Raw genomic sequence first — 23,085 nt, 5'->3', positions numbered from 1 at the left:
AAATTCAGTTCCCGCCAGTCACCGACCCAATCGACCAGAACATCGTCTCGCCCGAGGCATCGTCGACGCCGTCATTGTCGGTCATCACAAACGCCTCGCCCGAGGGCAGGATGGCTAGGCCTTCGATCTTGTCCAGAACGTAGCCACCAGTCGAGGTCAGGTCAGGCAGCAGGTCGCGGACTTCCTGCTTGCTGACCACGGGCAGGGGGCGGCCCAGTTGGGCCGGGGTCATGTCAGACAGCGGTATGCGGTAGATCTTTTTGGTCACGGCGCGGTGGTCGTGCTGATTGTCGCGTTCGATGACATAGACGTGGTCGCCAAAGGCCACGATTTCCGACAGACCGACCCAGCCCTTTTCCGGGTCCGCTTTGGGATAGTGCACCGCGCCCCATTCCTTGGTCTCAAGGTTGTAGGCCACCAGTTTCACGTGGTTTTCAGGGTCGTCCTTCCATTCGCGCTGAACGGCCGTCCAAAGGGTGTTGCCAACGCGGGTGATGCCTTCAAACCCAAAGCGCTTTTCGACGGCCATGAGCTCAGGTGGCAGGCCGATCTCGCTTTTGCGATCCTTGATCAGGCCATCAGCGGACACGTGGTAAATCGCATGCGGGATAACACGGTCGGTACGCCCTTCGGAGGCGACGTAGAACCCGCCTTTACCGTCCAGCGTGATGCCCTCCAGATCCAGCTTCTGTGCCGGGTTGCCGTCCTGACGGTGGATGCGGATCACATCCACAATGCGGGCCGGTTTATGGCTGGGGTCGATCTTGAAAATCGAAGGCTGGAAGCCATAAAAGCTGTCGTTGACCGCGTAGATCATGCCGTCCTCATCAGACACCAGACCGGACAGCGCGCCCCAGCCGATCAGCTCACCCGTGCCTGCGGACGTCAGATGCGGATAGGTGGCCGGGGCGTCCTGATATTCGTAGATCATCACGTGTGCACGCGGGCCACCGTCTTCGATCAGGTCCTTTTCATTAGCCGAGATCAGCAGGTTACGTTCCGGTATCGCAACATAACCTTCGGGACCAACGCCTGAAGGCAGCAGCTGTTTCAGAACTGGGTTGGCCGGATCGGTGGCGTCATAGACACCCACGACCGAGGCGCGCTCGGCTCCTACAAAGATCATTGGTGTGTCACCGAAGGTCGCTGCGGTCACACTTTCAGGCTCAACACCTTTGGCGTCCGAGCGTTTGTCGGGATAGTGACCGATCTGGATGATGGCTTTCTCGAAACCGGTACCGTTTTCGTAAACTACGGCGCCGTCCTTGTGGAAGATCGTCCAGCCACGCGAACCGCCCTCGTAGTCGCCTTCGTTGGCGGTGGCGAAGTGGTTCTCGTCGACCCATTTCACCGCGTCCGGTTCACGCAGACGGCCCGGCTGACTCTCGGTGAAAACCAGTGCGCCGCGCTCATCGGTGGCGTCGATACCATCCAGGTCTACGCTACCGGCCGAGAAATGGCTGATCACCTTGCCGTCTTTGTCCACGACCGCGATGTGGTTGTTTTCCTGCAGGGTGACGACAGTTTCGCCCAGACTATTGATGTCCACGAACTCGGGTTCGGGGTCAGTAGGCGCAACCTCCGACAGCCCGGTCAGCGAGGCCATCTTCATGCCCGCGCAATCCAATGCGCCGTCTTTCAGCGGCACCAGAGCCAGTGTTCCGGCAGGCAGCTGAGGGAGGACCCCGTCGTTCAGGTCTTCGTCACGCTCATTCTCGATGGCTACGGAAACAAAGTTGCCATCCGGGGCAATCGCGACACTGTCGGGCTGACCACCCAGATCACAGGCACCGGTTTCCACCTTGCCCGCAATATCGACCGAGATCAGCTTGCCCGAAGGGACAGTATAGCTTTCCGAAGTGTTCACGCCCACAAAAGCCGTCGTGCCAACAATCCCCACGGATGTCGGCTCACCACCCACGTCCATCGCACCCAGTGGCGCGGGGTTCGCGGGGTCGGTGATATCGACCATACCAATCATACCCAGCGGGCTGTCCGTATAGACCAGCGTCATGCCATCAGCAGTCGCCGCGATGATCTCGGGCGAGGTTTCGCGGGTGGTATCCGCCCCCTCGGCCATATTTTTGACGACGGGGAAAGACGCAATTCGGTTGAAATTCATTTCTGCCGCTGCCTGACCGGCGGTCAGGGCAAGGGCAGATGTCAGGCAGACACAGCGCAATGACATCGGGTGGTATCCTCTCTCACTTGGATGAGAGGGGGATGAACGCGGGTCATTGCAGGGATGTGACGGTTTGTTTGCAGTTTTGTGACAAACGTAATGGCCCCGGCGCGCAGCACCGGGGCCTTTTCAGATCAGACCGACAGGCAGACGTACTTCATTTCAAGATAATCTTCCATGCCGTGATGGCTGCCTTCGCGGCCCAAGCCGGATTGTTTGACACCGCCAAACGGGCCGAGTTCGGTCGAGATGATACCGGTGTTCACGCCGACGATGCCGTATTCCAGAGCCTCGGCCACTTTGTACACGCGGCTGAGGTCTTTGGCGTAGAAATAAGACGCCAGACCAAAGATCGTATCGTTGGCCATTGCGATCACGTCATCTTCGTCTTCGAACTTGAACAGGGGCGCCAGCGGGCCAAAGGTTTCGTCCTGTGCGACCATCATGTCCTGCGTCACGCCGGTCACGATGGTGGGCTGGAAGAAGGTGCCGCCCAGATCATGCGGCAGACCTCCGGTCAGAACCGCGCCGCCCTTGTCGGTAACGTCTTTGATGTGTTCCTCGACCTTGGCGACCGCTTCTTCGTTGATCAGCGGACCGGTGGTGGTGCCATCGGCCAGACCGTCACCGATTTTCAGCGCTTCGACGGCGGCTTTCAGTTTGGCCGCGAATTCATCGTACACGCCCGCCTGCACATAGATGCGGTTGGCGCAGACGCAGGTTTGGCCGTTGTTGCGGAACTTGCACATCATCGCGCCTTCGACAGCCGCATCCAGATCAGCGTCGTCAAACACGATGAACGGAGCGTTGCCGCCCAGCTCCATCGAGCATTTCATGACCTGATCGGCCGCCTGTTTCAGCAAGATGCGACCTACTTCGGTCGAGCCGGTGAAGGTCAGTTTGCGCACGCCGGGGTTTTCACAGAATTCCTTCCCAATCTCGCTGGCGCTGGAGGACGGCAATACGTTGAACACACCAGCCGGAATGCCAGCCTGTTCGGCCAGAACGCCCATGACCAATGCGGACAGCGGTGTTTCCTTGGCCGGGCGCGCAACAAAGGCGCAGCCAGCCGCCAGCGCTGGAGCTGCCTTGCGGGTGATCATCGCATTGGGGAAGTTCCAGGGCGTGATCGAGGCCGCAACACCGATCGGCTGTTTCAGCACCATGATCCGCTTGTCGCGCTGGTGACCGGGGATCGTCTCGCCATAAACGCGCTTGGCCTCTTCGCCGAAGAACTCGATGAACGACGCGCCATAACCGATCTCGCCAACGGCCTCGGCCAGCGGCTTGCCTTGCTCGGCGGTCAGGATCTTGCCCAGATCTTCGGCGTTTTCCATCATCAGGTCGTACCAGCGACGCAGAATCACGGCGCGTTCCTTGCCGGTCAGCTTGGCCCATTCCTTTTGCGCGGCCTCAGCTTGTGCGATCGCGCCGGCGACCTGCGCGCGGCTCAGGTCTGCGACTTCGGCTACAACGTCGCCGCGCGCCGGGTTGGTCACGGCAAAGGTGCCATTGTCCCCGTCGACCCACTGACCGCCGATATAGGCTTTGGTTACAAGCAGATCGGGGTTTTTTAGGATTGATTTCAGGTCGGTTGTCGCGTCCAGCATGGGTCAGCCTCCGGCAATAAAAATTTGTTAGCACTCAAACATGTGCCTCCCGGATTGTCTATGGCCACCCGTGGGGTCAGATCAATCCAGTTTTCGTATGGTAAACGTGACGTTTTCTGCCTACCGGGGCGCATTCATGCGATCTGAGGCCAAAGTGTCAACCCGCCTATCTTTTTTTGGCGGAGTTTGCCAAAGTTCCACAGGATTGGTTGCCCAAGGGGATGTAAATGATCGTAACATCTCCTATCTTGTTGGGTGCATAATTAAAAAAGGAATAGGACAGATGTCGAACCAGCAGTTTGATGCGTTGATTGAGGAAACGCAGCAAAAAGTGCGCGAAAGCCAGTCTCAGATCGAAGGGCTGACATCCCGGATTGAAGCCGCGCGTTCTAAGATCGGCTCTGCCGAGGCCGACATCGACATCGAAAACGCCACGCTTGAGGATGTGCACGCCCATACCGAGGTGATGAACGCCAATATCGCCGAGCTGATTATGGGTCTGGACGACGTCACCAGCGCCTTTTCCAAGGATTTCGACGAGATGCGCTCGAAGTCCGGGTGGGAGACGTTTGTCGGCATCTTCTCGAAAGGCAAATCAGAATCGATGCGGCAGGAACGGATGCGTACCGCCAATATCGACGACAAGCTGCAGGACCTGATCGCCAAATCCGACGTAATCGTTCAATTGCTGCAAGGGCAGCTATCCGTGTTGGAAGAACAGCGGGTGAAGGTCGAGGAAAACCTGACTGGTACGCTGGATGACCGCGAGGCCACTGTTGCTGAACTAGAGGCGCTGCGGGCCGAGATTCAGGATATGGATCCGACGATTATCACTCTGGAAAACAAGATCAGTGTCGAACAGGACGCCGCCGCGCGGACCCAATTGGAAACCGAACTGGCCGAGCTGAACAAGCAATACAATGCCAAGGTTCAGGAAGAGCAGGTCAAGCTGGCCAAAAGCCAAACGCTGGAGCGCTATATCGAAAAAGGTAAGACCTGGGTCGACTCCCTACAGAACCAGGCGGCGACGCAGATGGTGCTGATCAACAAGCTGCAGACAGACACGCAACAGCGCGTGGTGCTGTATGACGCCCTGACCAAATCACTGAAAACCGCACAGCAGCAGGACGTGGCCCACCGCATCAACGAGATCGGCGTGCAGACCGACCAAGAGGCGCAGACCGCCATGGCCGCCATCGGCACCGCGACCAACCAGAAGATGGCCGACATGCTCGAGGCGCATGAGGACCACATGGTCTTTGCCCGCGACGTGCTGGAGAAAAAGGCCAAGGCGGATGAACGCTTTGCCCGCCGGTTTGCCTCGATTGTCGAGAAGCATGATAAGAATTTGTATGGGGGCTGAGGTAAGTGAACTGGTTTCGCACAAAGTGGAAAACCGTACTTGCCTTAGTTACCTTCGGCGTTTTGGTTTTCCTGACGTGGCAGGGCAATAACACCGACAATAAGTTGCTGTTTGTGGTGGTTATTTGGATTGCGGTTGCTGTCTATATTATTGGCGCAAGACTGATGCCCCCTGCAATAGGTACACCAGAGGACGAGCTTCATCACATGACATTATTCGAAGCAATTCGTACCAAAGACGTTTGGTTACAAATCCTTAGGCATCGCTGGCTGGAAGTCTGTCTTTTGGTTCTGTTCCTGATATTGAGTACAGGGTGGGGCTTGCTTTGGATGGGCGCACTTGGTGTCAGTCTTTTGACTTTCGTTCAGCTGTTTGAAACAGCAAAAGTTCAAGTGGAGCGTAATCGAACTCGGCGATGACAAACCCCACCCAAGACCATGTCGGCCTGACCGACACCTTCGCCTCACGGCGCTATTTCCGCAAATTTGAGGTGATCACCGTCCACCTGTTGCGCGTGGCCGCGACGATGGAGGCTGAGGGCGCGATCTCGAAACAAGAGGTGCGGATCGTGTCGCGCTACCTCTCGGGGCTGCTCTACACGTTCCGGGCGCTCAGCATGAAATACCTGCTGGTCGGGCGCGATACGGGGCGTTTTTTTGGCAGCCTTGCGATGGACAAGCGCGACAGCGGGTTTCCGGTGGCGGCTGAGTTGTTGACCATGGCCAATGACGCGCAGCAGGCGCAGGTGCATCTGGCGAATATGCCGTCCGAAGACGACCTGAAAACCGACATGGTGCGGACCATCATTGGCGATCAGGACATCCCGACCAAGCTGCAATTCGCGCTGTCCCAAAGGCTCTACTACGAGGAATTGCTGAAGGGTCAGCTGTTCTGGGCCCGCAATGATCCGGAATGTCACTGGATCGGAAATGAGGGCGAGCGGCGCAAGTTCATGATCCACTGGGCGGTCTATGACAGCCAGATCAACCTTCCGGTCATCTACCTGATGCAACTTGAGGACAGCGGCAAAACCGCTCTGCCCAAGGACCAGCGCCGCTGGCCCGAAGTTCAGTCGCATCTGATGGCGCAAAGCTTGGGCGGTCTGAAACTGGTGACCATTGCCAAAGGCTTCGATCAGGATTTCGACGACCTGCACCCCAAACACCTGCGCCGCATCCACGTGGGTCCGATGTATTCCTCAGCCTATACCGAGCAAACCGGCCCGTTGCGGCAAGTGCTTGAGGACGCACAGGCACCGCAAGGTCAGGACTGGGCACTGGCCTGGACCACCGAAGAGCTGGAAAGCGAAGAGGTGATCGAAGAACGTGCCGGGTGGTTTTCCACCGTCGAGCGCGAGGTCTTCGCGCTGGACCCGTTCGGCGGGCAAGGGGCCGAAACCGGGGCCACGCGCACCCAACGGTCGATCATCTTGCCCCAACGCCCGTTTCAGGTGCTGGCCGAGCGCAATCCGCCGGGATTTGGTGATGTGCGCAAATTCGTGGTCAGCAAGAGCGGGCAGGTGCTGAGATATTGAAGACAACAAAGGCTATTTTCAAATGAGTTTGACGTCAGATCAAATGGAATTACGCGAAGACGACATTCGCAAACACTATCCAGCGGCGACCGCCTTGCTGAACGGGTTTGAACACGCGCCGCGGATAGCCAAAGCGGTTGAGGTGGCGACCGAACGGTCTCCGGGTGTTTCCACTGGACGGCGGTTCCGCTCCACGACACCGGGGCTGGTGACACGCCGAACCGTGCGCGCAGCCGGAGTGCATCTGGTCGAACGGATCGAGGCCTCAGATGATGGCGATACACTGGTCTCGCCGCCTCAGGCGACCACGCAGCAGGCCATCCGCCGCGCCATTGCCATCGCTCTGGCTGTGGGTGAGGCCTATGCGGAACAGACCTCGCTGGCCGATCTGAAACGCGCGAATCTTGCTGGAGACTTGCCCGCCGCGCGCAAGACCGAATTCTCGGAACTGCTGACGGCGGAGGCTCTGATCACCTCGCACACGTTTGGCAATGCACTGGCATACTTGATGTCCTCGCATTTGGGTGAAACCACCGCCGATATCGGTGAGATCGAAGAGGTTTTGACCGATAACGGCCAACTTGCCCTGCATGGCGCCCTGTGGGAGCTGGACCAGACCCTCGCCAAACATGCCCCCGACGATGCCCACCTGATTGCCGCCACCAGCGCCTATGCCGAGCAACTGATGGAAAAGGCCGCGCTGCGCGCGCAGTCAGCAGGCCATCTGGCCCCGTTCCAGAACGCCGCATGGCACATCGAGGCTGATGATCTGACGATCCGGGGGTTCGAACCGGCCTCCAAGGCCAAATCCACCACCCTGACCATGACGTTCAAGAAACCGAACGAGGTGGTCGGCAACCATATCGCCAAATATCAGGCGATGAAGCTGGCCAAGATGGTCATGGCCTATGACTTCGATCGCCGCCTGAACCCGTTCGCGGAACTCGGCGGGTTCATCTTTACCTTTATGGGGGATGGCAAACCGGGCACCGGCAAGACCACTCTGATCCAGATGATGGCCGGGCTGATCAACGATTATTGCCAGAACGCGGGTTATCCGTTCCGCTATCAGAACCTGAGTACCGATAATATCGACAGCTATCAGGGCAAATCCGGCCAGAACGCCAAGGCGTTTATCAACACGATCGTCGACCCCTCGGTTATCGGCTTCGGCACCATCGACGACATCGACCAATTGGCGGGCAAACGCGGTGACCGGCAATCCTCGGCCGGGCAGTTGGAAATCACCGCCGTGCTGATGGAGAGCTTTGCGGGTGCCAACACCGTCGTGCGCGGCAACTGCACCTTTGGCATGTTCTCGAACTACCCCGAGAATGTGGACGACGCGCTGCGCCAGCGGGCCGGCGCGCGGTTCCTGGTGGACGGGCCGCAAACGCGTGAGGATTACATCGACATTCTGCACCTGCTGATGGGTCGTAACCACGACATCCCGCTGGGCGAACACGATGCCTATGCCGCGCAGGAAATCAAAAAGGCTGTCGCTGCCAGTTTCGAAAGTCATTCCCGCCCGCACGAAGAGGCTCTGCTGCAGGTCTATGACCGGGTCTCCGGCGATATCGGCCAGATGGATACGATTGCCAAGATGGGCACCTATCTCAAGGCGATCCAGCAGGCGGATGAGCGCTTTACCGGCCGCGCGATCAAGAACATCACCGATGCCGTCAAGGTCCGCGCGATGGATTTCGAACTGCCCGACGAATGGATGGAGAATCCCGACCTGTTCCTGTTCCGCGACTACGACACCAAGAAAGCGATGATCGAGGACCTGCGCCAGCCGATCACGGTGGAAATGGTGATGCAGGAAATCAACCGCTACGCCGACAGCGAGTTTCGCTATGCCGACAAAAGCGACGAGGTCGCCATCGAGAACGCCGTCCGCGAGATGGGTCGGATGGAAGAAGCCAAGCGGCGGTATTTGGAGACTAAGGGGTGATGCAAAAAAAGACTGTTATCTTGCATGACTGGCCCTTCATTTCTGGTTTAGTATTCACCCTGATCATTTTCGGTGTCTTTACTTGGTCTCTGCTTTTGCCTGTGAGCGCCAACGACCTGTATTTTGATTCAAAATGGAATTACCTGAGGCAGGCTACGCCGAACGAGTTGGGCGATACTTTGGCTGGACTGGCTGGAAGTCTTGCTTTTGTGTGGGTTGTCGTAGCTGCACTTCTGCAGGCCCGCGAACTTCGGGAGCAGAGAGTAGAGTTCAAAAAGATGGCAGATTCACAAGCTGCCCAAGTTGACTTGCTCGTGAAACAAAGCTCGCTGATTGTAGCGCAAGTCGATGACTTAAAATCGCAACAGGAAGACAAATACTCGGAAGAAATCCTTAACAATCTTTACACCGTATTTCTTGAGGGACCTTCGGTCGTATATTGGGGGTCTCAGGGCGATACGAACACTAAGTTTATGCGACCGAGTTTCGGGAAAAAGACGCGAGATGAATACTTAGAAGATGCCTGCCGTACTTTGGCTAAAACACTGTTAGACGCCAGAAAAAGGAAGGTAGCGGACAATGCAAATGATAATGGTGTTCTTATTGGCCCCTTGGAAAACTTGTTTGACGACCTTTGGAACCGGCAAGATCGCCTCTCTACAGCACAAAAATTAAAACTTAGGCGATTAGGTATCGCCGCCTGTATGATGCATTTCCACGCTATTTTCGCGTCCGATTGCGAGGGCGAATAATGATCCGCCTCATCGAAAAAGGCCTGATGTTTGGTAACCTCATCCACATCTCCAGCCCGGCCTTAGTCGAGCGGTATAACCGCGCGCTGCAGCATCTGGCGGCCAAGACCACGGCGCTGACGGATTTCCATGTCGATATCTCGGGCTATTCGCCGGAGGTGGGGATTGAGTTGGAGGATGAGCTCTACCTCAACCCCAACGGAGTCAACCGGCAGTTCATACTGCTGACGACCGAACAGAAACGCGCGCCTCTGCTGAACGTCAAATTCTCAACCTCGCGCGACATTCTGCGCGAATTCATCGAGATGAACGAGGCGCAGCTGTTTGCCCTGACCGCCACCGATGCGGTGGCTGGCGAGCTGGTGAACTCGGTCATCAAACTCACCACCCCGCGCGATCTGCTGAACCTGCGCAAGATCGAGGTTGAGGCTGACACCGCAGGCGGCACACTGCGCAAGGCACAGCAACTGGCGGGTATGGTCGAGCAGTTCAAAACCGAAGAGGACGCCTGGTTCAACGATGTGCTGATCGCCAAGATGATCGAAACGGCCAAGGAAACCGGCGACGTCACCCGCAATCCCGTCCGCCTGCGCCATACCGCCTTCGAACAGCGCAACTTCTGGACAGCGCATTTTGGCGGACTGTACCTGTTTCCGGATCTGGATCATCCGGCGGCGATCTACATGGGCGAAAAGCCCGACGATATGCCGATCAAATACGTTTTTGAACCGTCGCAGCGGAACCAGATTGCCAAGTTCCTCGGGCTAAACGGCTTGGTCGAAACGATCATCGAGGCGCGCGGTGTCAATTCCGCCGCAATCCTGCAGCAGAAAATGGACTTCCTGACCGTGGATGCCGCTGCCGATGCAGGCGTTGACCTGACAGGGTTGGATCGCGGTGACATGCGACGGCTGGCGAGAAACCATTCGGATCGTCTGCCCGAGGCTTATCACGGTTTGGCGCAGCTGTTGCGCTGGGCAAAGGATGGCGGGCCGTGGCCGCGCATCACGTCAGATCACCCGGCCTATTTCTATACGCTGCGCGCAACCAACACACCGAACCGCGATCTGGTGAACATGTTGCTGGCGGAACTGGCCCCGTTGGACCCGCGTCAGGTGTTCATTTGCCATAAGGAACTGTTCTACCGCACCTATGCGACTTGGCCCGAGGCCAAGAAAGCCTATGTTGCCGACTTCCTTGCGCGCGAGTATCAGGTGGATAAGGCTGGCGCCCGGGCCGCACTATTCGGCCACGAACCGGATATGAGCGGCGATGACCGGGTCAGCGAAGACATCATCGCACGCGTCGGCCCTTGGGGCGCAGTAGGGAGAAGTTAAATGTTCGTCGCACTGCGCTTTTTGATCCCGTTGCTGGTCGTTCTGACGGTCATTTATGTGGGCGTATCAATCTATTCTCGCCGGGTGCGACGTGGCAAACTGATCGCCCATTGGGAGAAAAAGGGAATGACCGGCGACCGCGATGCCTTTGTCCAGCGCGGGCTAAAAAAATACGACGGATCGTTTCGCCGTAAACTGATCCTTGGGATTTACGTGGTGCCGCTGGGCCTGATCGCAATCCTGATTTATGTTACGAACTTCATGTGAGGGTTTCGCTGATGCGTTACGTCAAATGGGCTATCATCATCCTGTTCTGGGGCACGATTGCGGCGGTGTTGAACTACACCCTTCCGCAGCACGATGTGGTTCGGATTTCGGATACCTATGAGAAACGGATCGACCCCGGTGAGAACAGCATCTTCTGGTCGGTTCATGACGTCGGCAGTGATGCGACAACGCCAAACCGCGATGTGTTTTTCATTCAGACCCGCAAGACCAACGGCAAGGTCATGGTGTATCGGAACGAAGACACGGGCTGGGGCTGGCCGCCCTATTTCAAGCTGAATTCCTCGAACCTGCAAGCCGAAGCGGCGGACCAGAAATCGACGACCGAGGCGCCACGTTGGGTTGTCGTGCGCCATTACGGCTGGCGCAGTGAGTTCCTGTCGATTTTCCCGAATGCAGTGAAGATCTGGGCAGTCGACAGTCCTGACGTTCGGATTATTCCCTGGTTCAATATCATTTTCCTGACCGTTTTCTTCGCGATTGTTTGGGCCCTTTGGGTTCGCTGGCGTCGGTTTCGTGAGGCGCGGGTCGATCCAGTGATCGAGAATATGGAAGATGGCCTTTATGCCGCCGGCGACGCCATAGAAGAGCAGGGCAGCAGGTTCCGAAAGTGGCTGAACAGTTGGAAATCCAAATAAGTTTTGGAGGGGCCGTTTGGCCCCTCCGCCAGTCTTGGCAGTGACCTGCTGATCTGAGTTCCTCAGCGTACGATAAATTCGGCGTGAAGCGCTCCGGCGGCTTTGATCGTCTTCAGAATGTCGATCATGTCTCGGGGCGACACCCCAAGCGCGTTCAGACCTGCCACGACTTCGGAAAGGGTTGCCGCTTCGGGTATTTCAGCCAGTCCGGTGCCTTCCTCTTCTTCTATTCCGGCGATTGTTCTGGGCACCACAACGGTCTCGCCGCGCGCGAAGGGGTTGGGTTGAACCGCAATCGGCGCCTCTTCGACTGTGAGCGTAAGGTTGCCCTGCGAGACCGCCACGCGGGATATCCGCACTTCCTGCCCCATCACAATCGTGCCCGAACGCTGATCGACCACGACGCGGGCCTTGGTTTCGGGTTCGACCAGAATGTTCTCGATCCGCCCAAGCGCGTGGGCGGTCGAAATTGCCTGCGTTGCCGCGATGTTCAGCTCAACCGTCCCGGAATCGCGCATGATGGCCACTGCGCTGTTGAACTCGGTATTGATGGCAAGCTCGATCCTGCCTGCCGTAGTAAAATCAGGCTCTCGCAAAGCAAGGCGCATCTGGGTAAGCGCCGATAGTTCGAAATCGATTTCACGTTCCACCCTTGCTCCGGAGGGGATCACGCCGGAAGTGGGAACGCCCTGCACAACCGAGGCGGCCTCTCCCTCAGCCGACACGCCGCCTGCCAAAACGGTGCCTTGCGCAACAGCGTAAATCTGCCCGTCAGCAGCGTTCAATGGCGTCATGATCAGCGTACCGCCCAGCAGACTTTTGGAATCTCCGATGGCAGAGACCGTCACGTCGATCTGCCCCCCAACGCGCGAAAAAGGCGGCAGGCTTGCAGTCACTAGAACAGCGGCCACGTTTTTGGGGCGGAAATCCTCGCCGTTGACGTTGACGCCCAACCTTTCGAGAATGTTGGACATGATCTCTTCGGTAAAGGGCGAATTCCTGAGCCCGTCACCGGTTCCATTCAGCCCCACAACCAGGCCGTAACCAACCAGATCGTTTCCGCGGACTCCGTCGAAGTCCACCAGATCTTTCAGTCGGATCGCGCCGGCGGAGGCCAGGCCAGGAAGCAACATCAGAAGAAAAACAAGAACTCTCATCTCAGGAAATTCACCAACGACAGGTTCGCGTTGCGAACGGTGACCGAATACAGGCTTTCCAGTTGGAACTGCACGGCTTGCAACTGAGCGGCGGTTTCATAGGGATCCGCCGCGATCAATGTGCTTCGGCTGCTTTGCAGGCTAGTCCGCGCCGCATTATTTCGCGTTTGCGCCTGTTCGATTCGGGCCTCGGTCGCGCCGACATCGGCGCGCAGCCTCACCAACTGATCCTTGGCGTTGACCAGATCGACGCCCAATTGTTTGAACAAGGCCGTTCTTTGTTGCGTCGGGACATTCAATCCGCTGTCCGCGACGACGGCTGCGACCGCGATGTCGCGAAGTGCAGCTTTGATGGCCGGATCCGTCGCTGTCACAGGAATTGAAACGCTTTCATTCTCGGATATCTGCATGGGGGCCAGTTTTGTGCCGGATCCCTGATAAATTACCGCATCGAACCCGGTAGGATCGTTGAACCAATCCTCTGCCCTCTGCCGGATGTCCGCGACAGTAGCTGCGCCCGTCAACTCGGCCTCTAGCGCGGTGATCAGCGTGTCAGAGGACGGAAGCGGAGAGACATCCGTTGCGGTGCCCGAGTAAAGGCTGCGCCCTCCGACGCGGGTGTTCAACGCAGATACGATTGCGTCCAGTTCGTTTCTGGCCTGAGCCGATGCGTTTTCGTGGGTCACCGCCTGATTTGAGGTGCCAAAGGACAGAAGTGAGGCGGTAATCCCCTCAACAGCGCCGGCAACTGTGTTCAGGCTCAGCTGCATCGCATCCGTGAACAACCCGGCTTCGGCGGTCGATACTTTGAACGCATCCAGTCTGGATAGGCTGCGATCCAGATCCAGCAGATGAGAGTAATCACCGTCCAGATGGCCAGGCAAGTCCTGAACCCGTCCGGATGACAATTCGTAGGACAGTGTTTCGATCTGATTTTTGATCTCGGTCGACCGGGTTCTCAGCGTCAATCCGCGCGCCAGATCACCTATGGATGTCAAATTCATCGTCATAACCTCAGCAGAGTGTCCATCATCTCATCCAAGGTCGAGATGAGCCGCGCATTCGCGGCATATGTCTTTTCGATCTGCATCAGATTTTGCAGTTCGGTGTCAGTATCCACGCCGCGTTCGGCTTCGATCTTGGTCATTTCCAGTTGCGAGTGCTTGGCGAATGTCATGCGCCCCTCAGCGGCATGGGCGTTTGCTCCGGCCTTAGACAGCAGCGCCTCGGCAATCTCCGCAGCCCGCATGTTGCCGGTGCCATAGAGCCCCCCGGCAACGGGGCGGGCATCGTTCAGGACTGCTCCAAAGGCCCTCAGCTGCGTTGCATCGCCCGGATCCCCCGGAGTGGCGGCGCCGAGGCCTGTCCGCAATTTCCAGCTGTCACCACCAGCATCGGGGTCCACCGCCGCGTTCAAGCGTATGCGCGAAGCCAATCCGTTTGCCGCAGTTGCGTCGTAGCGATTGCCATCATCGGTGAACACGCCGGGATCAGTTGCCGCGACGGTCGGATCAAGACCGGCGGTCTCGAACCGTTCGATCAGGTCTTGGGCGGCGGTGTCCAGGTGTACTTGAGCCTCAACCGCCAGTTCATCGCGAATCTCGAACTGAGCCGCCAGGGCCCCGCCCCTAAGCTGCGCACTATTGCCGCCGGTACGCACAGGCTGCCCGTTAATTTCAAGCCCGGACAAAAGGCTGTTGGCAATTGTCATGTGCGGCTTGGTTTCGCCGGTTGTCGTAAAACTGAATTCCGCTGCCTGCCCCTCTAAAAGGATCAGGCCGCCGTCTGAAAATAACGATACACGGTGGTTATCCCGCGCTACAACATTGACCGGCATCAGTTCGTTTACCTGATCGATCAGCAGTTGGCGCTGATCCAGCAAGGCGTTGATATCGCCGCCAGAGTTCTTGACGCTTGGGATCTTGTTGTTCAGGCTTTCGATATCCTGCAATGACTGGTTCAGGCGGTCGACCTGCTTGCCGATGGTCCTGTCCGCATCCGACCGCGACTGACGTAGACCTTCGGATGCCGCGTTAAGGCTGTCCGCCAAATCCCGTGCGGCGCGGGCCGCCTGATCTAGCCGTACTTTGGAATCGGGCAGGCTGGCGGCCGTTGTCATGCTGTTTTCAAAATCAGTCAACCGAGAGGCGAAGGATTTGGGGTCATCAACCGAACCAACGGCCTTTTCAAAACGGGTGTAGAACTCTGAGATTGCGCTTGCACCGGCAAGATTTGCGTCGGAATCGCGCCGGTTGGCGACCAAGGCCGGGTCCTGATGGCGCGTCACACCGACGGTGCGCACGCCGTTGCCTGAGATCGGACTTGTCGCCAATTCCAGCGAGCGACGCACATAGCCCGGTGTCAGGGCGTTGGCGATGTTGCCCGAGACAACTGCGGCCCCGCGGCTTGCGGCGGTCAGACCGCCCAACGCGTTGTTCAATGCTGTCGTCATGTTCATCGGACAGGTCCTTTCTCTAGCTCAAAGCCCTGCATCAACGTTTGATGTTTGTCGTTTCCTGAAGCATCTCGTCGACTGTTTGGATCACCTTGGCGCTAGAAGAAAATGCCCGCTGCGTCTGGATCATTGAGGTCAGTTCAGTTGCGACATCGGTCGTGGATTCCTCACGCGCAAAGGATACCAGATCGCCGGTCGGCCCATCGCCCGCGTTCCACAGGAAGAACGTTCCACTATCGCGGGAGGGGGCGTAAGTCTGGTTGTCCAGCGCCGTTAACCCATTGGGATTGGGAACATCGACAAGCGGTATCTGGTACACGCGCCGGCTGACACCGCTGTCGTATTGCGCGTAGACATATCCGTTTTCATCCACCTTTACGCCGGTCATTGTTGCAACCGGGGCACCGTCGCGTGTGATCGACACCGGGGCAAACGTATCAGACAGCTGCGTAATCCCATTTTTGTCGCCGATCTGACCGATATTGATCTCCATCGGCCCACCATCTACGTTTACCACAAAACTGCCATTTGCCGGATCGTAAGCACCACCCGATATGGTGGTCACGCTGGCAAGCGTGCCGCCTGCGGTTCGGCTGTCGGTGAAGGTCAGGCGGTACTCTCCGATCACCGCACCGCCAGATGCGGTATCGCGCAGCGTCATCGTCCATTCATTGCTGGAACCTGTTCCAGGCACGGTCGGGACCAGTTCAATGTTTACGGACTCTGATTTGCCGAGATTATCAAAATACTCGACCGACAAAGGCTGTGCGTCACCCGGTGCGCCGGCATCCGTCGCCGTGGCAGGAAGGTTCATGCGCAGGTTCATGCTTGTGGTCGGCGAGCCGGTCAATTGATTGACGCTGAGTTTGACGGGTTCCAGCGCAGCTGGTGTATCCCTTGGCACATTGGGGATCGATCCGTCCGGGCCAGCGGGCCAACCCAACAAAACAAGCCCCGATTGCGTTACCAGATGACCCTGCTCATTGGTGCGGAACGAGCCGGTTGTGGTCAGAAGCATCTCATTCGAGTTTGACGCCACCTGAGAGCTGGGCCGCACCGGCAGAAGGCCACGGCCGCGCACTGCCAAGTCCGTTGAATTGTTCGTTGTGACCAGCGATCCACGCTGGTCGATCATGCGCTGACTTGTGGTTCTGACACCGCCTGCCGAATAGCTTCCCCCCTGACCGGACGTGACCATCGAGTGAAAGTCGGTCTCGACCCGTTTGTAGCCAAAGGTGGACGAATTGGCGATGTTGTCAGAGATGGTCGCCAGTCGGTTCGCGTTGGCCTTCAAAGCGGCCACACCGGCATTCAGCGAAGAGGAAATTGTCATTGGCACGCCCTTCTGTTGCGTCAAAACGTGATGCAACAGCTAACGTACTGGCCCTTAACAGCACGCTAACAGGTAAAATGCGTTCTATCCTTTTGAATTCTAAGGCGTGCGCAGAAAAATGATCTCGATCCTGTTGTTGCGGACCGCCATCGGGTTTTTGGCCGTCAACTCGCGGTCTGCGTGCCCCGTGACCCGATCCAGCCTTTCGGCGGCCAGACCCTTGCCCTGCAACATCTGACGCACGGTTTGAGCGCGGGTCGTCGACAAATCCCAGGCCGGATTTTGCGCCAGAACGACCGGCGAGGCACGCACATGTCCCTCGACAGCAATGGAGTTTTGCACCAGGTCCGAAGATCGCGCCACCAGCAACGCGAGTGCGCGCATCATGGCGGTTGGCTTGTCGGTACCCGATTCGAACAGCGGCTGATCCTCGGTATCGAACAGTTCGACCACCAAACCTTCGTCAGTGACGCGCGTGACGATATGTTTCCGGACCTTGTCCGAAACCAGACTTTCGCCCGTGCGCCCCAGAAACTCGGCTTCGAGTGTCGAAAAATCCTCGGCGGTCTCATTACCACCTTCTGTTTTCACGCCGACGGAACCGCGTGCCTGCCGGGCAACCGTGGGGCTTTTCTGGCTGGCGCCCGAACCATCCATCACCATGGTCTTTTCAGAGAACATATTGTTGCCGCCAAAGGCGCCGTCACCGCCGCCTGACACCGGATTCACCGGTATTGTTGGCGAAAAGTAATCCGCCAGCCCTTTGCGTTGTTTTTCCGTCGTTGCATTCAACAGCCACATCAACATGAAGAACGCCATCATGGCCGTGACAAAGTCGGCATATGCGACTTTCCACGCGCCACCGTGGTGACCTTCGCCACCGGACACACGTTTCTTCTTGATGATGATTGGCGCCGCATTGGATTGCGCACCCATCTCCACCACCTTTTTATCACCCGCTACCGGGGTAGCAGTGCAGGTCTTAAGGCGGGCTTAACGTTTAAAACTGTCGCGATATCGCTGCTACACCAAGGCGGCTCCGGCGCGGCGCAGGATCAGTTGCAGGCGATCAAAGCTGTTTTTGATTCCATCCGTTTCGGGCTTGGCGAAAAAGGCGTCCAGATCATCATGCACGCGCACGGCCTGATCCAACAGCGGATCGGCGCCCTCGGAATAGAGCCCGGCTTTGATCATCACCTCGGACTGTTCATAGCTGCCAACCAGTCGGCGGGCTTGCGAGATCAACTGGTTTTCTTCCTCTGTGGCCGCACCGGGCAAGCTGCGCGAGACAGAGCGGCTGAGGTCGATCGCGGGAAACCGGCCACGCTCGGCAATCTCGCGGTTCAGGACGATATGGCCGTCCAGAACACCGCGCAGGATATCGGCTATGGGTTCATCCATGTCCGATCCTGCGACCAAAACACTGAACACGGCCGTGATGTCGCCCAGCTCACCGGTGCCCGGACCCGCGCGCTCGCAAAGGCCCGCAATCAATGGGGTCACTGAAGGGGGAAACCCGCGAAGCGACGGTTGTTCACCTGTAGCAACAGCAATCTCGCGATGCGCTTCGGCAAAACGGGTGACAGAATCGGCCAGAAACAGGACGTTCAGGCCCTGATCGCGCAGGTATTCCGCCACCGACATCGCGGACCAGGCACAACGGCGGCGCGCAAGGGCTGATTGATCAGACGTTGCGGCCACCACGACCGACCGCTTCATCCCCTCGGCACCCAACGCGTGTTCGACAAATTCGTTCACTTCGCGCCCACGCTCACCGACCAGCGCGACGACAACCACATCCGCATGCATCGACCGCGCCAGCGTTGCAAGCAGCGTGGACTTTCCCACGCCAGAGCCGGCGAACAGTCCAATGCGCTGACCCTGAACTATGGGCAGCATAGTGTTCAGCATCGCAAGACCAGTCTCCATTCGTTGACCCAAAGGTTTGCGATCGACCGCAGGTGGAGGGGCTTGCATTACGTCCTGCTCCTGAACTCCAGACAGCATGGGTTTTCCGTCTAATGGATTGCCAAACGGGTCGACCACCCGTCCCAACCAGTGCATTCCCGGTGCAAAGGCTGGTGTTTGGTTCAGAATCACTCTGTCACCAAGGCAGACCCCGTCCGGTGCCGTGGCGGGCAGCATGTGAATCAGATCCGATTCGACATGCAATATCTCGCCTGCCAGATCCGGCCCATTGCGTCGGCGTAAGGTCACATGATCCCCGATCCGCGCATGCGCTGCGAGGCCTTCAACTTCTATAACCCCGCGCGCGACACTGGCCACATGGCCCATATGGCGTGTGGCAGTCAGGCGGTCGATTTCACATTTCAAAAGCATCGGGTCGAGATCGGACATCGTGGGTTCTCCAACGGTTTCTGAAAACGGTTTTTAAAGGAATCGGGGTTAAGCCTTGATTGAAATTGATCGAGGGAGAAGCCCCGATGTTCTATGACCTGAACGTCTTTAAAACCGCGTACGCAATGGCAACCCATGCCGGGCAACGGCAATCCGTCATTGCACGAAACATGGCCAACGCGGATACGCCAGGCTACCAGCCCCGCGATATCGAGGCCTTTCAAAAAGCATTCGAAAGCGCGGGTCGTGAGGTCGCCATGACTGCCACGCGGGCGGGACATCTGAATGGTGTTGGTGGCCCAAAGCCCTGGGCTGAGATTGAAGCCACCCCTTCGGGTGACCCAAACGGCAATGGCGTTTCCGTCGAGGAAGAGATGCTAAAAGGCGTTGAGGTCAAACGTCAGCATGATCGCGCCCTGGCGATCTACAAATCTTCAATGAACATGCTGCGCAGCAGCGTCGGCCGGGCATAAGGGGGCCATAGGATGAGTGACTTTTCCCATTCCCTGACCGCCTCTGCCAGCGCCTTGCGCGCACAGGCCGCGCGTTTGCGCCATGTGTCCGAAAACATCTCGAACGCGGATACGCCGGGTTATCGGCGCAAGACAGTCCCGTTTGAGGCTGTGAACAAAAACGGCAACGAAATGGTGCAGGCAGGGCGGGTCAAGCTGGACCGCCGCGCGCTGTCGCGCGTCTATGACCCAAGTCATCCGATGGCCGATGACACAGGCCATTTTCGCGGCTCGAACGTCGATCTGATGATCGAGATCGCCGACGCCCGCGAGGCGCAACGCAGTTACGAAGCCAACCTCAAGATGTTCGATCAGACACGTCAGATGTCGTCGAGCCTGATGGACCTCCTCAGAAAATAAAGGACACCAGAATGGATATCCGAGCAATCAATGCGGCCCAGAGTTACGCGGGCGCGCGCCCGGCGACGCAAGCTGATCCAGACCATGCCGGAATGGCGCAGGGGCTGCGGTCTGGGTTTCAGGATTTTGCGGCGACGCTGAAACAGTCCGAGCAGATGTCGCAATCCGCGATGACAGGACAGGCCGACCCGCATGCTTTGGTGCAGGCGCTGGCGCAGACCGAACTGGCCGTGGAAACGGCTGTGATCGTGCGCAACAAGGTGGTCGAGGCCTATCAGGAAATCCTGCGGATGCCGGTCTGACGCAATGCTCAGCGAAGGTGTGTTCTATGACATCGTGCGTCAGGCGCTTTGGGTCGCGGTCATCACCTCGGTTCCGATCCTGGCGGTGGCGCTGGTTTCGGGCCTGATCGTTGGCCTGTTCCAGGCGCTGACGTCGGTGCAGGAGATGACGCTGACCTTCGTGCCCAAACTGATCGCCATCGTCATCGTGTTCTGGATTTCGATGGGGTTCATGACCCAGACGCTGGTCACGTTCTTCGCAGGAACACTCATCCCTTTAATCGCAGGAGGTCGCTGATGGATACCGCCTATGTCACCCTGTCTCGGCAATCGGGTCTGATGAACGAAATGCGGCTAGTCGCGAACAACATCGCCAATGCCAACACCACCGGCTACCGCGCGCAAGGTTTGGTGTTCTCGGAATTCGTACGCGATATGCCCGGAAATCCATCCCTGTCCATGAGCCGTGCCGAAGTGCGTAATACTTCGCTGAAGCAAGGCGTGCTGACCGAAACCGGAGGGCAGTTCGACTTTGCCATCGAAGGGGATGGGTTCTTTATGGTCGAAACCCCGGCGGGCAACCGGCTGACCCGGGCTGGTGCTTTCTCGTCCAGTGCGGACGGGGATCTGGTGACCATGGATGGGCACCGCGTTCTGGACAGCAATGGCGCGCCTGTTTTTATCCCGCCTGACGCGGCATCCATAGATGTCGGCAGCGACGGCACCCTGAGTGTCGACGGGCAATTGCTGGGCCAGATCGGGGTTTACCGCGTTGCCGATCCTAAAACGCTGATGCGTGAAGGCAGCACGCAGTTCCGAGCCGAGGGTGACATTGAACCGGTCGAAGAGCCGGTGGTCGTTCACCGTTTTCTCGAGGGATCGAATGTGAATGCCATCGCGCAGGTCTCGCGCATGGTCGAAATCCAGCGCGCCTATGAATTGGGTCAGAGCTTTCTGGAAACCGAAGACGAACGGGTGCGCGGCGCGCTCAAGGCGCTGATGCGCTGATTTGAACAAGGAGAATTTGACATGCGAGCTTTGAAAATTGCGGCAACGGGAATGACGGCGCAGCAAATGCGGGTCGAGACGATCTCGAACAACCTCGCGAACATGAACACCACGGGCTACAATGCGCGGCGGGCCGAGTTTGCCGATCTGCACTATCAGCAGACGGCACGGGCGGGTGCGGTCAATGCCAATGACGGAACAGTGCTTCCTACTGGTATCCAATTAGGCTTGGGTGTCCGCCCGGCGGCGGTGACCGCGCAGCTGTCGCAGGGCGCGCTGTCAGCCACCGGAAGCGACCTGGATGTTGCAATCGAAGGGCGCGGTTACCTGGAGGTGACGTTGCCCAACGGCCAGTCCGGTTATACCCGCGATGGCAGCCTGAAACGATCCGCCGAAGGGTTGATGGTAACCTCGGACGGGTTTGCCGTCGCACCCGAAATCACCATTCCTGACGATGCACGGTCGATCTCGATCAACCCCGCGGGCGAGGTTTATGCCTATTTCGACGACGCGCCAGAGGGGCAACTGCTGGGAGAGTTTACCCTGGCCAGCTTTTCCAACGCCAAGGGACTCGAGGCGATTGGCAGCAACCTGTTCAAGGAAACCGAAGCTTCGGGCGCGCCTGTGGTTGGCGCACCTGGAGAGGATGGGGTGGGCATGCTGCGGCAGGGCTATCTTGAGGACAGTTCGGTCGATGCGGTGCGCGAGGTCACCGAACTGATCGAGGCACAAAGAGGATATGAAATGAATGCCAAGGTCATATCCGCTGTCGATCAGATGATGAGCGCAACTACGCAGGTGCGGTGATGCGGGTTCTGAGTTTTGTTCTGGCCTTGGCGGCTCCGATCCCGGCAATGGCTGAAATTGTGGTGTCGAAACGCACCATCCGGGCCAAGGAAATCATTTCAGCCACTGACCTGGAAACCAAGGATCAGATGGTTCCAAACGCGGTGAGCAATGTGGACTTTCTGGTCGGGCAAGAGGCGCGCGTCGCTCTGTACCCCGGGCGTCCTATTCGTGAGGGCGATTTCGGTCCTCCGGCAATTGTGGATCGAAACGATCTTGTCGTTCTTGTTTTTGACCGCCGCCCCCTGTCCATCACCGCCGAAGGTCGCGCATTGGGTCGCGGCGGGGTCGGGGATCGTATCCGGGTCATGAACCTGTCGTCACGCACAACCGTCACCGGGCGTATCCGGTCGAACGGCCAGATCGAGGTAAAATGATGTCAGCACTTTCCCAAACTCTGTTGGTTGCCGTTCTCACCGTGTCGGCCTGTGGCCGCGTTGATCACCTTGGCAAACCGCCAAGCTTTACGCCCAATGATGAGTCGCCGGAACATGTGGCGATGCTTTGGCCGGGCTTGCCCTTGCATACCCAACCGGCGCGCAACGTTGACAAATCATCGCTTTGGAGCGGTGGCCAGCAGTCCCTGCTGGGAGATCAGCGCGCGATCAAGAAAGGGGATATCATGACGGTCGTGATCGAGTTGGACGAAAAGGCCGAGATATCGAATGACACCAACCGATCCCGTAGCGGCTCGGAAAGTCTTGAGGTGCCGGGGCTGTTTGGCTTGCCACAACGCGCGGCTGAGCACCTGCCAAACGGCGCATCCCTGGACGAAGCTGTTTCGATCGATTCCTCGTCGACCAGCAAAGGCAAAGGATCAGTAAAGCGAAAGGAAAAGCTGACCCTGCGGGTGGCCGCAACCGTGATTGATGTTTTACCAAACGGGGTGCTTTCGATCTCGGGGTCGCAGGAATTGCGCGTCAACTTTGAGCTGCGTGAACTTTTGGTCGCGGGCTACGTGCGCCCTCAGGATATCTCGCGCCAGAATGAGATTACCTACGACAAGATCGCGTCGGCGCGTGTGTCCTACGGTGGTCGCGGTCAGATCTCTGACGTTCAGCAGCCCCGTTACGGGCAGCAAATCCTGGATTCAATTTTGCCATTCTGAGGGGAGAGAGTG

The 23,085-nt window shown here is 57.9% G+C and carries 24 protein-coding genes; 16 read left to right on the top strand and 8 right to left on the bottom strand.

Annotated features, from left to right (window positions below; genetic code table 11):
- Positions 1 to 4: 4 nt before the first annotated feature.
- Together QMP16_RS13875 and QMP16_RS13870 are read right to left on the bottom strand one after the other, a co-directional pair.
- Positions 5 to 2,188 (bottom strand): esterase-like activity of phytase family protein, encoded by a 2,184-nt coding sequence (locus tag QMP16_RS13875; RefSeq protein WP_282152861.1) that lies wholly within the window; start codon positions 2,186 to 2,188, stop codon positions 5 to 7.
- Positions 2,189 to 2,316: 128 nt separating this feature from the next.
- The gene (locus tag QMP16_RS13870) at positions 2,317 to 3,792 is read right to left on the bottom strand and encodes an NAD-dependent succinate-semialdehyde dehydrogenase (RefSeq protein WP_058276539.1); all 1,476 of its coding nucleotides are present in this window, start codon (positions 3,790 to 3,792) and stop codon (positions 2,317 to 2,319) included.
- Between the two features lie 283 nt (positions 3,793 to 4,075).
- Between QMP16_RS13870 and QMP16_RS13865 the strand changes: the two genes are divergently transcribed.
- The 8 genes from QMP16_RS13865 to QMP16_RS13830 are packed head-to-tail and all read left to right on the top strand — an operon-like array spanning position 4,076 to position 11,655.
- The gene (locus tag QMP16_RS13865) at positions 4,076 to 5,155 is read left to right on the top strand and encodes a hypothetical protein (RefSeq protein WP_058276579.1); all 1,080 of its coding nucleotides are present in this window, start codon (positions 4,076 to 4,078) and stop codon (positions 5,153 to 5,155) included.
- Positions 5,156 to 5,160: 5 nt separating this feature from the next.
- The gene (locus QMP16_RS13860; RefSeq protein WP_282152860.1) at positions 5,161 to 5,574 is read left to right on the top strand and encodes a hypothetical protein; all 414 of its coding nucleotides are present in this window, start codon (positions 5,161 to 5,163) and stop codon (positions 5,572 to 5,574) included.
- Complete coding sequence (locus tag QMP16_RS13855) at positions 5,571 to 6,689, top strand: hypothetical protein (protein WP_282152859.1); 1,119 nt, start codon at positions 5,571 to 5,573, stop codon at positions 6,687 to 6,689. The genes QMP16_RS13860 and QMP16_RS13855 overlap by 4 nt, the downstream gene beginning before the upstream one ends.
- Positions 6,690 to 6,711: 22 nt before the next feature.
- The gene (locus QMP16_RS13850) at positions 6,712 to 8,643 is read left to right on the top strand and encodes an AAA family ATPase (protein ID WP_282152858.1); all 1,932 of its coding nucleotides are present in this window, start codon (positions 6,712 to 6,714) and stop codon (positions 8,641 to 8,643) included.
- A complete protein-coding gene (locus QMP16_RS13845) occupies positions 8,643 to 9,395 on the top strand; it encodes a hypothetical protein (protein WP_282152857.1) in 753 nt (250 codons plus the stop codon). Before QMP16_RS13850 ends, QMP16_RS13845 begins: the two co-directional genes overlap by 1 nt.
- Positions 9,395 to 10,732, top strand: a complete 1,338-nt coding sequence (locus tag QMP16_RS13840) for a DUF6638 family protein (protein WP_282152856.1) — start codon at positions 9,395 to 9,397, stop codon at positions 10,730 to 10,732. The genes QMP16_RS13845 and QMP16_RS13840 overlap by 1 nt, the downstream gene beginning before the upstream one ends.
- The gene (locus QMP16_RS13835) at positions 10,733 to 10,999 is read left to right on the top strand and encodes a hypothetical protein (protein WP_113789176.1); all 267 of its coding nucleotides are present in this window, start codon (positions 10,733 to 10,735) and stop codon (positions 10,997 to 10,999) included. It abuts the gene before it with no gap.
- An 11-nt stretch (positions 11,000 to 11,010) separates the two neighbouring features.
- The gene (locus QMP16_RS13830; protein ID WP_282152855.1) at positions 11,011 to 11,655 is read left to right on the top strand and encodes a DUF1523 family protein; all 645 of its coding nucleotides are present in this window, start codon (positions 11,011 to 11,013) and stop codon (positions 11,653 to 11,655) included.
- A gap of 62 nt (positions 11,656 to 11,717) precedes the next feature.
- On the opposite strand, the gene QMP16_RS13825 is transcribed toward QMP16_RS13830, so the two are convergent.
- The 6 genes from QMP16_RS13825 to QMP16_RS13800 form a co-directional block, all read right to left on the bottom strand.
- Positions 11,718 to 12,812: a flagellar basal body P-ring protein FlgI gene (locus tag QMP16_RS13825; protein ID WP_282152854.1), complete on the bottom strand. Its 1,095-nt coding sequence runs from the start codon at positions 12,810 to 12,812 to the stop codon at positions 11,718 to 11,720.
- A complete protein-coding gene (locus tag QMP16_RS13820; RefSeq protein ID WP_282152853.1) occupies positions 12,809 to 13,816 on the bottom strand; it encodes a flagellin in 1,008 nt (335 codons plus the stop codon). The genes QMP16_RS13825 and QMP16_RS13820 overlap by 4 nt, the downstream gene beginning before the upstream one ends.
- 2 nt (positions 13,817 to 13,818) lie before the next feature.
- Complete coding sequence (flgK, locus tag QMP16_RS13815) at positions 13,819 to 15,270, bottom strand: flagellar hook-associated protein FlgK (RefSeq protein WP_282152852.1); 1,452 nt, start codon at positions 15,268 to 15,270, stop codon at positions 13,819 to 13,821.
- Positions 15,271 to 15,304: 34 nt separating this feature from the next.
- A complete protein-coding gene (locus tag QMP16_RS13810) occupies positions 15,305 to 16,600 on the bottom strand; it encodes a flagellar hook protein FlgE (RefSeq protein WP_282152851.1) in 1,296 nt (431 codons plus the stop codon).
- 99 nt (positions 16,601 to 16,699) lie between these two features.
- Positions 16,700 to 17,536 (bottom strand): flagellar motor protein MotB, encoded by an 837-nt coding sequence (locus QMP16_RS13805; protein WP_282152850.1) that lies wholly within the window; start codon positions 17,534 to 17,536, stop codon positions 16,700 to 16,702.
- Positions 17,537 to 17,623: 87 nt separating this feature from the next.
- Positions 17,624 to 18,958 (bottom strand): FliI/YscN family ATPase, encoded by a 1,335-nt coding sequence (locus QMP16_RS13800; RefSeq protein ID WP_282152849.1) that lies wholly within the window; start codon positions 18,956 to 18,958, stop codon positions 17,624 to 17,626.
- A gap of 86 nt (positions 18,959 to 19,044) precedes the next feature.
- Here QMP16_RS13800 and QMP16_RS13795 point away from each other — a divergent pair, with 86 nt between their 5' ends.
- From QMP16_RS13795 to flgH, 8 genes are read left to right on the top strand one after another with little or no spacing between them, the layout of a single operon-like run.
- A complete protein-coding gene (locus QMP16_RS13795; RefSeq protein WP_282152848.1) occupies positions 19,045 to 19,431 on the top strand; it encodes a FlgB family protein in 387 nt (128 codons plus the stop codon).
- A gap of 12 nt (positions 19,432 to 19,443) precedes the next feature.
- Complete coding sequence (flgC, locus tag QMP16_RS13790; RefSeq protein ID WP_282152847.1) at positions 19,444 to 19,830, top strand: flagellar basal body rod protein FlgC; 387 nt, start codon at positions 19,444 to 19,446, stop codon at positions 19,828 to 19,830.
- Between the two features lie 11 nt (positions 19,831 to 19,841).
- A complete protein-coding gene (gene fliE, locus QMP16_RS13785) occupies positions 19,842 to 20,132 on the top strand; it encodes a flagellar hook-basal body complex protein FliE (protein ID WP_282152846.1) in 291 nt (96 codons plus the stop codon).
- 4 nt (positions 20,133 to 20,136) lie between these two features.
- On the top strand, positions 20,137 to 20,409 hold the full coding sequence (locus tag QMP16_RS13780; protein ID WP_282152845.1) for a flagellar biosynthetic protein FliQ: 273 nt from the start codon (positions 20,137 to 20,139) through the stop codon (positions 20,407 to 20,409).
- Positions 20,409 to 21,119, top strand: a complete 711-nt coding sequence (locus QMP16_RS13775; RefSeq protein ID WP_282152844.1) for a flagellar hook-basal body complex protein — start codon at positions 20,409 to 20,411, stop codon at positions 21,117 to 21,119. The genes QMP16_RS13780 and QMP16_RS13775 overlap by 1 nt, the downstream gene beginning before the upstream one ends.
- Before the next feature lie 21 nt (positions 21,120 to 21,140).
- Positions 21,141 to 21,926 carry a flagellar basal-body rod protein FlgG gene (gene flgG, locus QMP16_RS13770; RefSeq protein WP_282152843.1) on the top strand — a complete coding sequence of 262 codons (786 nt, stop codon included), beginning with the start codon at positions 21,141 to 21,143 and terminating at the stop codon, positions 21,924 to 21,926.
- Positions 21,926 to 22,342 carry a flagellar basal body P-ring formation chaperone FlgA gene (gene flgA, locus QMP16_RS13765; protein WP_282152842.1) on the top strand — a complete coding sequence of 139 codons (417 nt, stop codon included), beginning with the start codon at positions 21,926 to 21,928 and terminating at the stop codon, positions 22,340 to 22,342. Before flgG ends, flgA begins: the two co-directional genes overlap by 1 nt.
- Positions 22,342 to 23,073, top strand: coding sequence for a flagellar basal body L-ring protein FlgH (gene flgH, locus QMP16_RS13760; RefSeq protein ID WP_282152841.1), 732 nt, complete (start codon positions 22,342 to 22,344; stop codon positions 23,071 to 23,073). The genes flgA and flgH overlap by 1 nt, the downstream gene beginning before the upstream one ends.
- Positions 23,074 to 23,085: the final 12 nt, after the last annotated feature.

The organism is Ruegeria atlantica, assembly GCF_947495585.1.
Lineage (GTDB): Bacteria > Pseudomonadota > Alphaproteobacteria > Rhodobacterales > Rhodobacteraceae > Ruegeria > Ruegeria atlantica_G.
The sequence above is the reverse complement of the archived record's forward strand: the minus strand, read 5'-3'. Positions and strand labels throughout refer to the sequence as shown.

Excerpts from the sequence above, each read along its gene's own strand:
- QMP16_RS13875 (WP_282152861.1), bottom strand. The coding sequence starts at position 2,188 with ATGTCATTGCGCTGTGTCTGCCTGACATCTGCCCTTGCCCTGACCGCC.
- QMP16_RS13870 (WP_058276539.1), bottom strand. The coding sequence starts at position 3,792 with ATGCTGGACGCGACAACCGACCTGAAATCAATCCTAAAAAACCCCGAT.
- QMP16_RS13865 (WP_058276579.1), top strand. The coding sequence starts at position 4,076 with ATGTCGAACCAGCAGTTTGATGCGTTGATTGAGGAAACGCAGCAAAAA.
- QMP16_RS13855 (WP_282152859.1), top strand. The coding sequence starts at position 5,571 with ATGACAAACCCCACCCAAGACCATGTCGGCCTGACCGACACCTTCGCC.
- QMP16_RS13850 (WP_282152858.1), top strand. The coding sequence starts at position 6,712 with ATGAGTTTGACGTCAGATCAAATGGAATTACGCGAAGACGACATTCGC.
- QMP16_RS13845 (WP_282152857.1), top strand. The coding sequence starts at position 8,643 with ATGCAAAAAAAGACTGTTATCTTGCATGACTGGCCCTTCATTTCTGGT.
- QMP16_RS13840 (WP_282152856.1), top strand. The coding sequence starts at position 9,395 with ATGATCCGCCTCATCGAAAAAGGCCTGATGTTTGGTAACCTCATCCAC.
- QMP16_RS13835 (WP_113789176.1), top strand. The coding sequence starts at position 10,733 with ATGTTCGTCGCACTGCGCTTTTTGATCCCGTTGCTGGTCGTTCTGACG.
- QMP16_RS13830 (WP_282152855.1), top strand. The coding sequence starts at position 11,011 with ATGCGTTACGTCAAATGGGCTATCATCATCCTGTTCTGGGGCACGATT.
- QMP16_RS13825 (WP_282152854.1), bottom strand. The coding sequence starts at position 12,812 with ATGAGAGTTCTTGTTTTTCTTCTGATGTTGCTTCCTGGCCTGGCCTCC.
- QMP16_RS13820 (WP_282152853.1), bottom strand. The coding sequence starts at position 13,816 with ATGAATTTGACATCCATAGGTGATCTGGCGCGCGGATTGACGCTGAGA.
- flgK (WP_282152852.1), bottom strand. The coding sequence starts at position 15,270 with ATGAACATGACGACAGCATTGAACAACGCGTTGGGCGGTCTGACCGCC.
- QMP16_RS13810 (WP_282152851.1), bottom strand. The coding sequence starts at position 16,600 with ATGACAATTTCCTCTTCGCTGAATGCCGGTGTGGCCGCTTTGAAGGCC.
- QMP16_RS13805 (WP_282152850.1), bottom strand. The coding sequence starts at position 17,536 with ATGGGTGCGCAATCCAATGCGGCGCCAATCATCATCAAGAAGAAACGT.
- QMP16_RS13800 (WP_282152849.1), bottom strand. The coding sequence starts at position 18,958 with ATGTCCGATCTCGACCCGATGCTTTTGAAATGTGAAATCGACCGCCTG.
- QMP16_RS13795 (WP_282152848.1), top strand. The coding sequence starts at position 19,045 with ATGTTCTATGACCTGAACGTCTTTAAAACCGCGTACGCAATGGCAACC.
- flgC (WP_282152847.1), top strand. The coding sequence starts at position 19,444 with ATGAGTGACTTTTCCCATTCCCTGACCGCCTCTGCCAGCGCCTTGCGC.
- fliE (WP_282152846.1), top strand. The coding sequence starts at position 19,842 with ATGGATATCCGAGCAATCAATGCGGCCCAGAGTTACGCGGGCGCGCGC.
- QMP16_RS13780 (WP_282152845.1), top strand. The coding sequence starts at position 20,137 with ATGCTCAGCGAAGGTGTGTTCTATGACATCGTGCGTCAGGCGCTTTGG.
- QMP16_RS13775 (WP_282152844.1), top strand. The coding sequence starts at position 20,409 with ATGGATACCGCCTATGTCACCCTGTCTCGGCAATCGGGTCTGATGAAC.
- flgG (WP_282152843.1), top strand. The coding sequence starts at position 21,141 with ATGCGAGCTTTGAAAATTGCGGCAACGGGAATGACGGCGCAGCAAATG.
- flgA (WP_282152842.1), top strand. The coding sequence starts at position 21,926 with ATGCGGGTTCTGAGTTTTGTTCTGGCCTTGGCGGCTCCGATCCCGGCA.
- flgH (WP_282152841.1), top strand. The coding sequence starts at position 22,342 with ATGTCAGCACTTTCCCAAACTCTGTTGGTTGCCGTTCTCACCGTGTCG.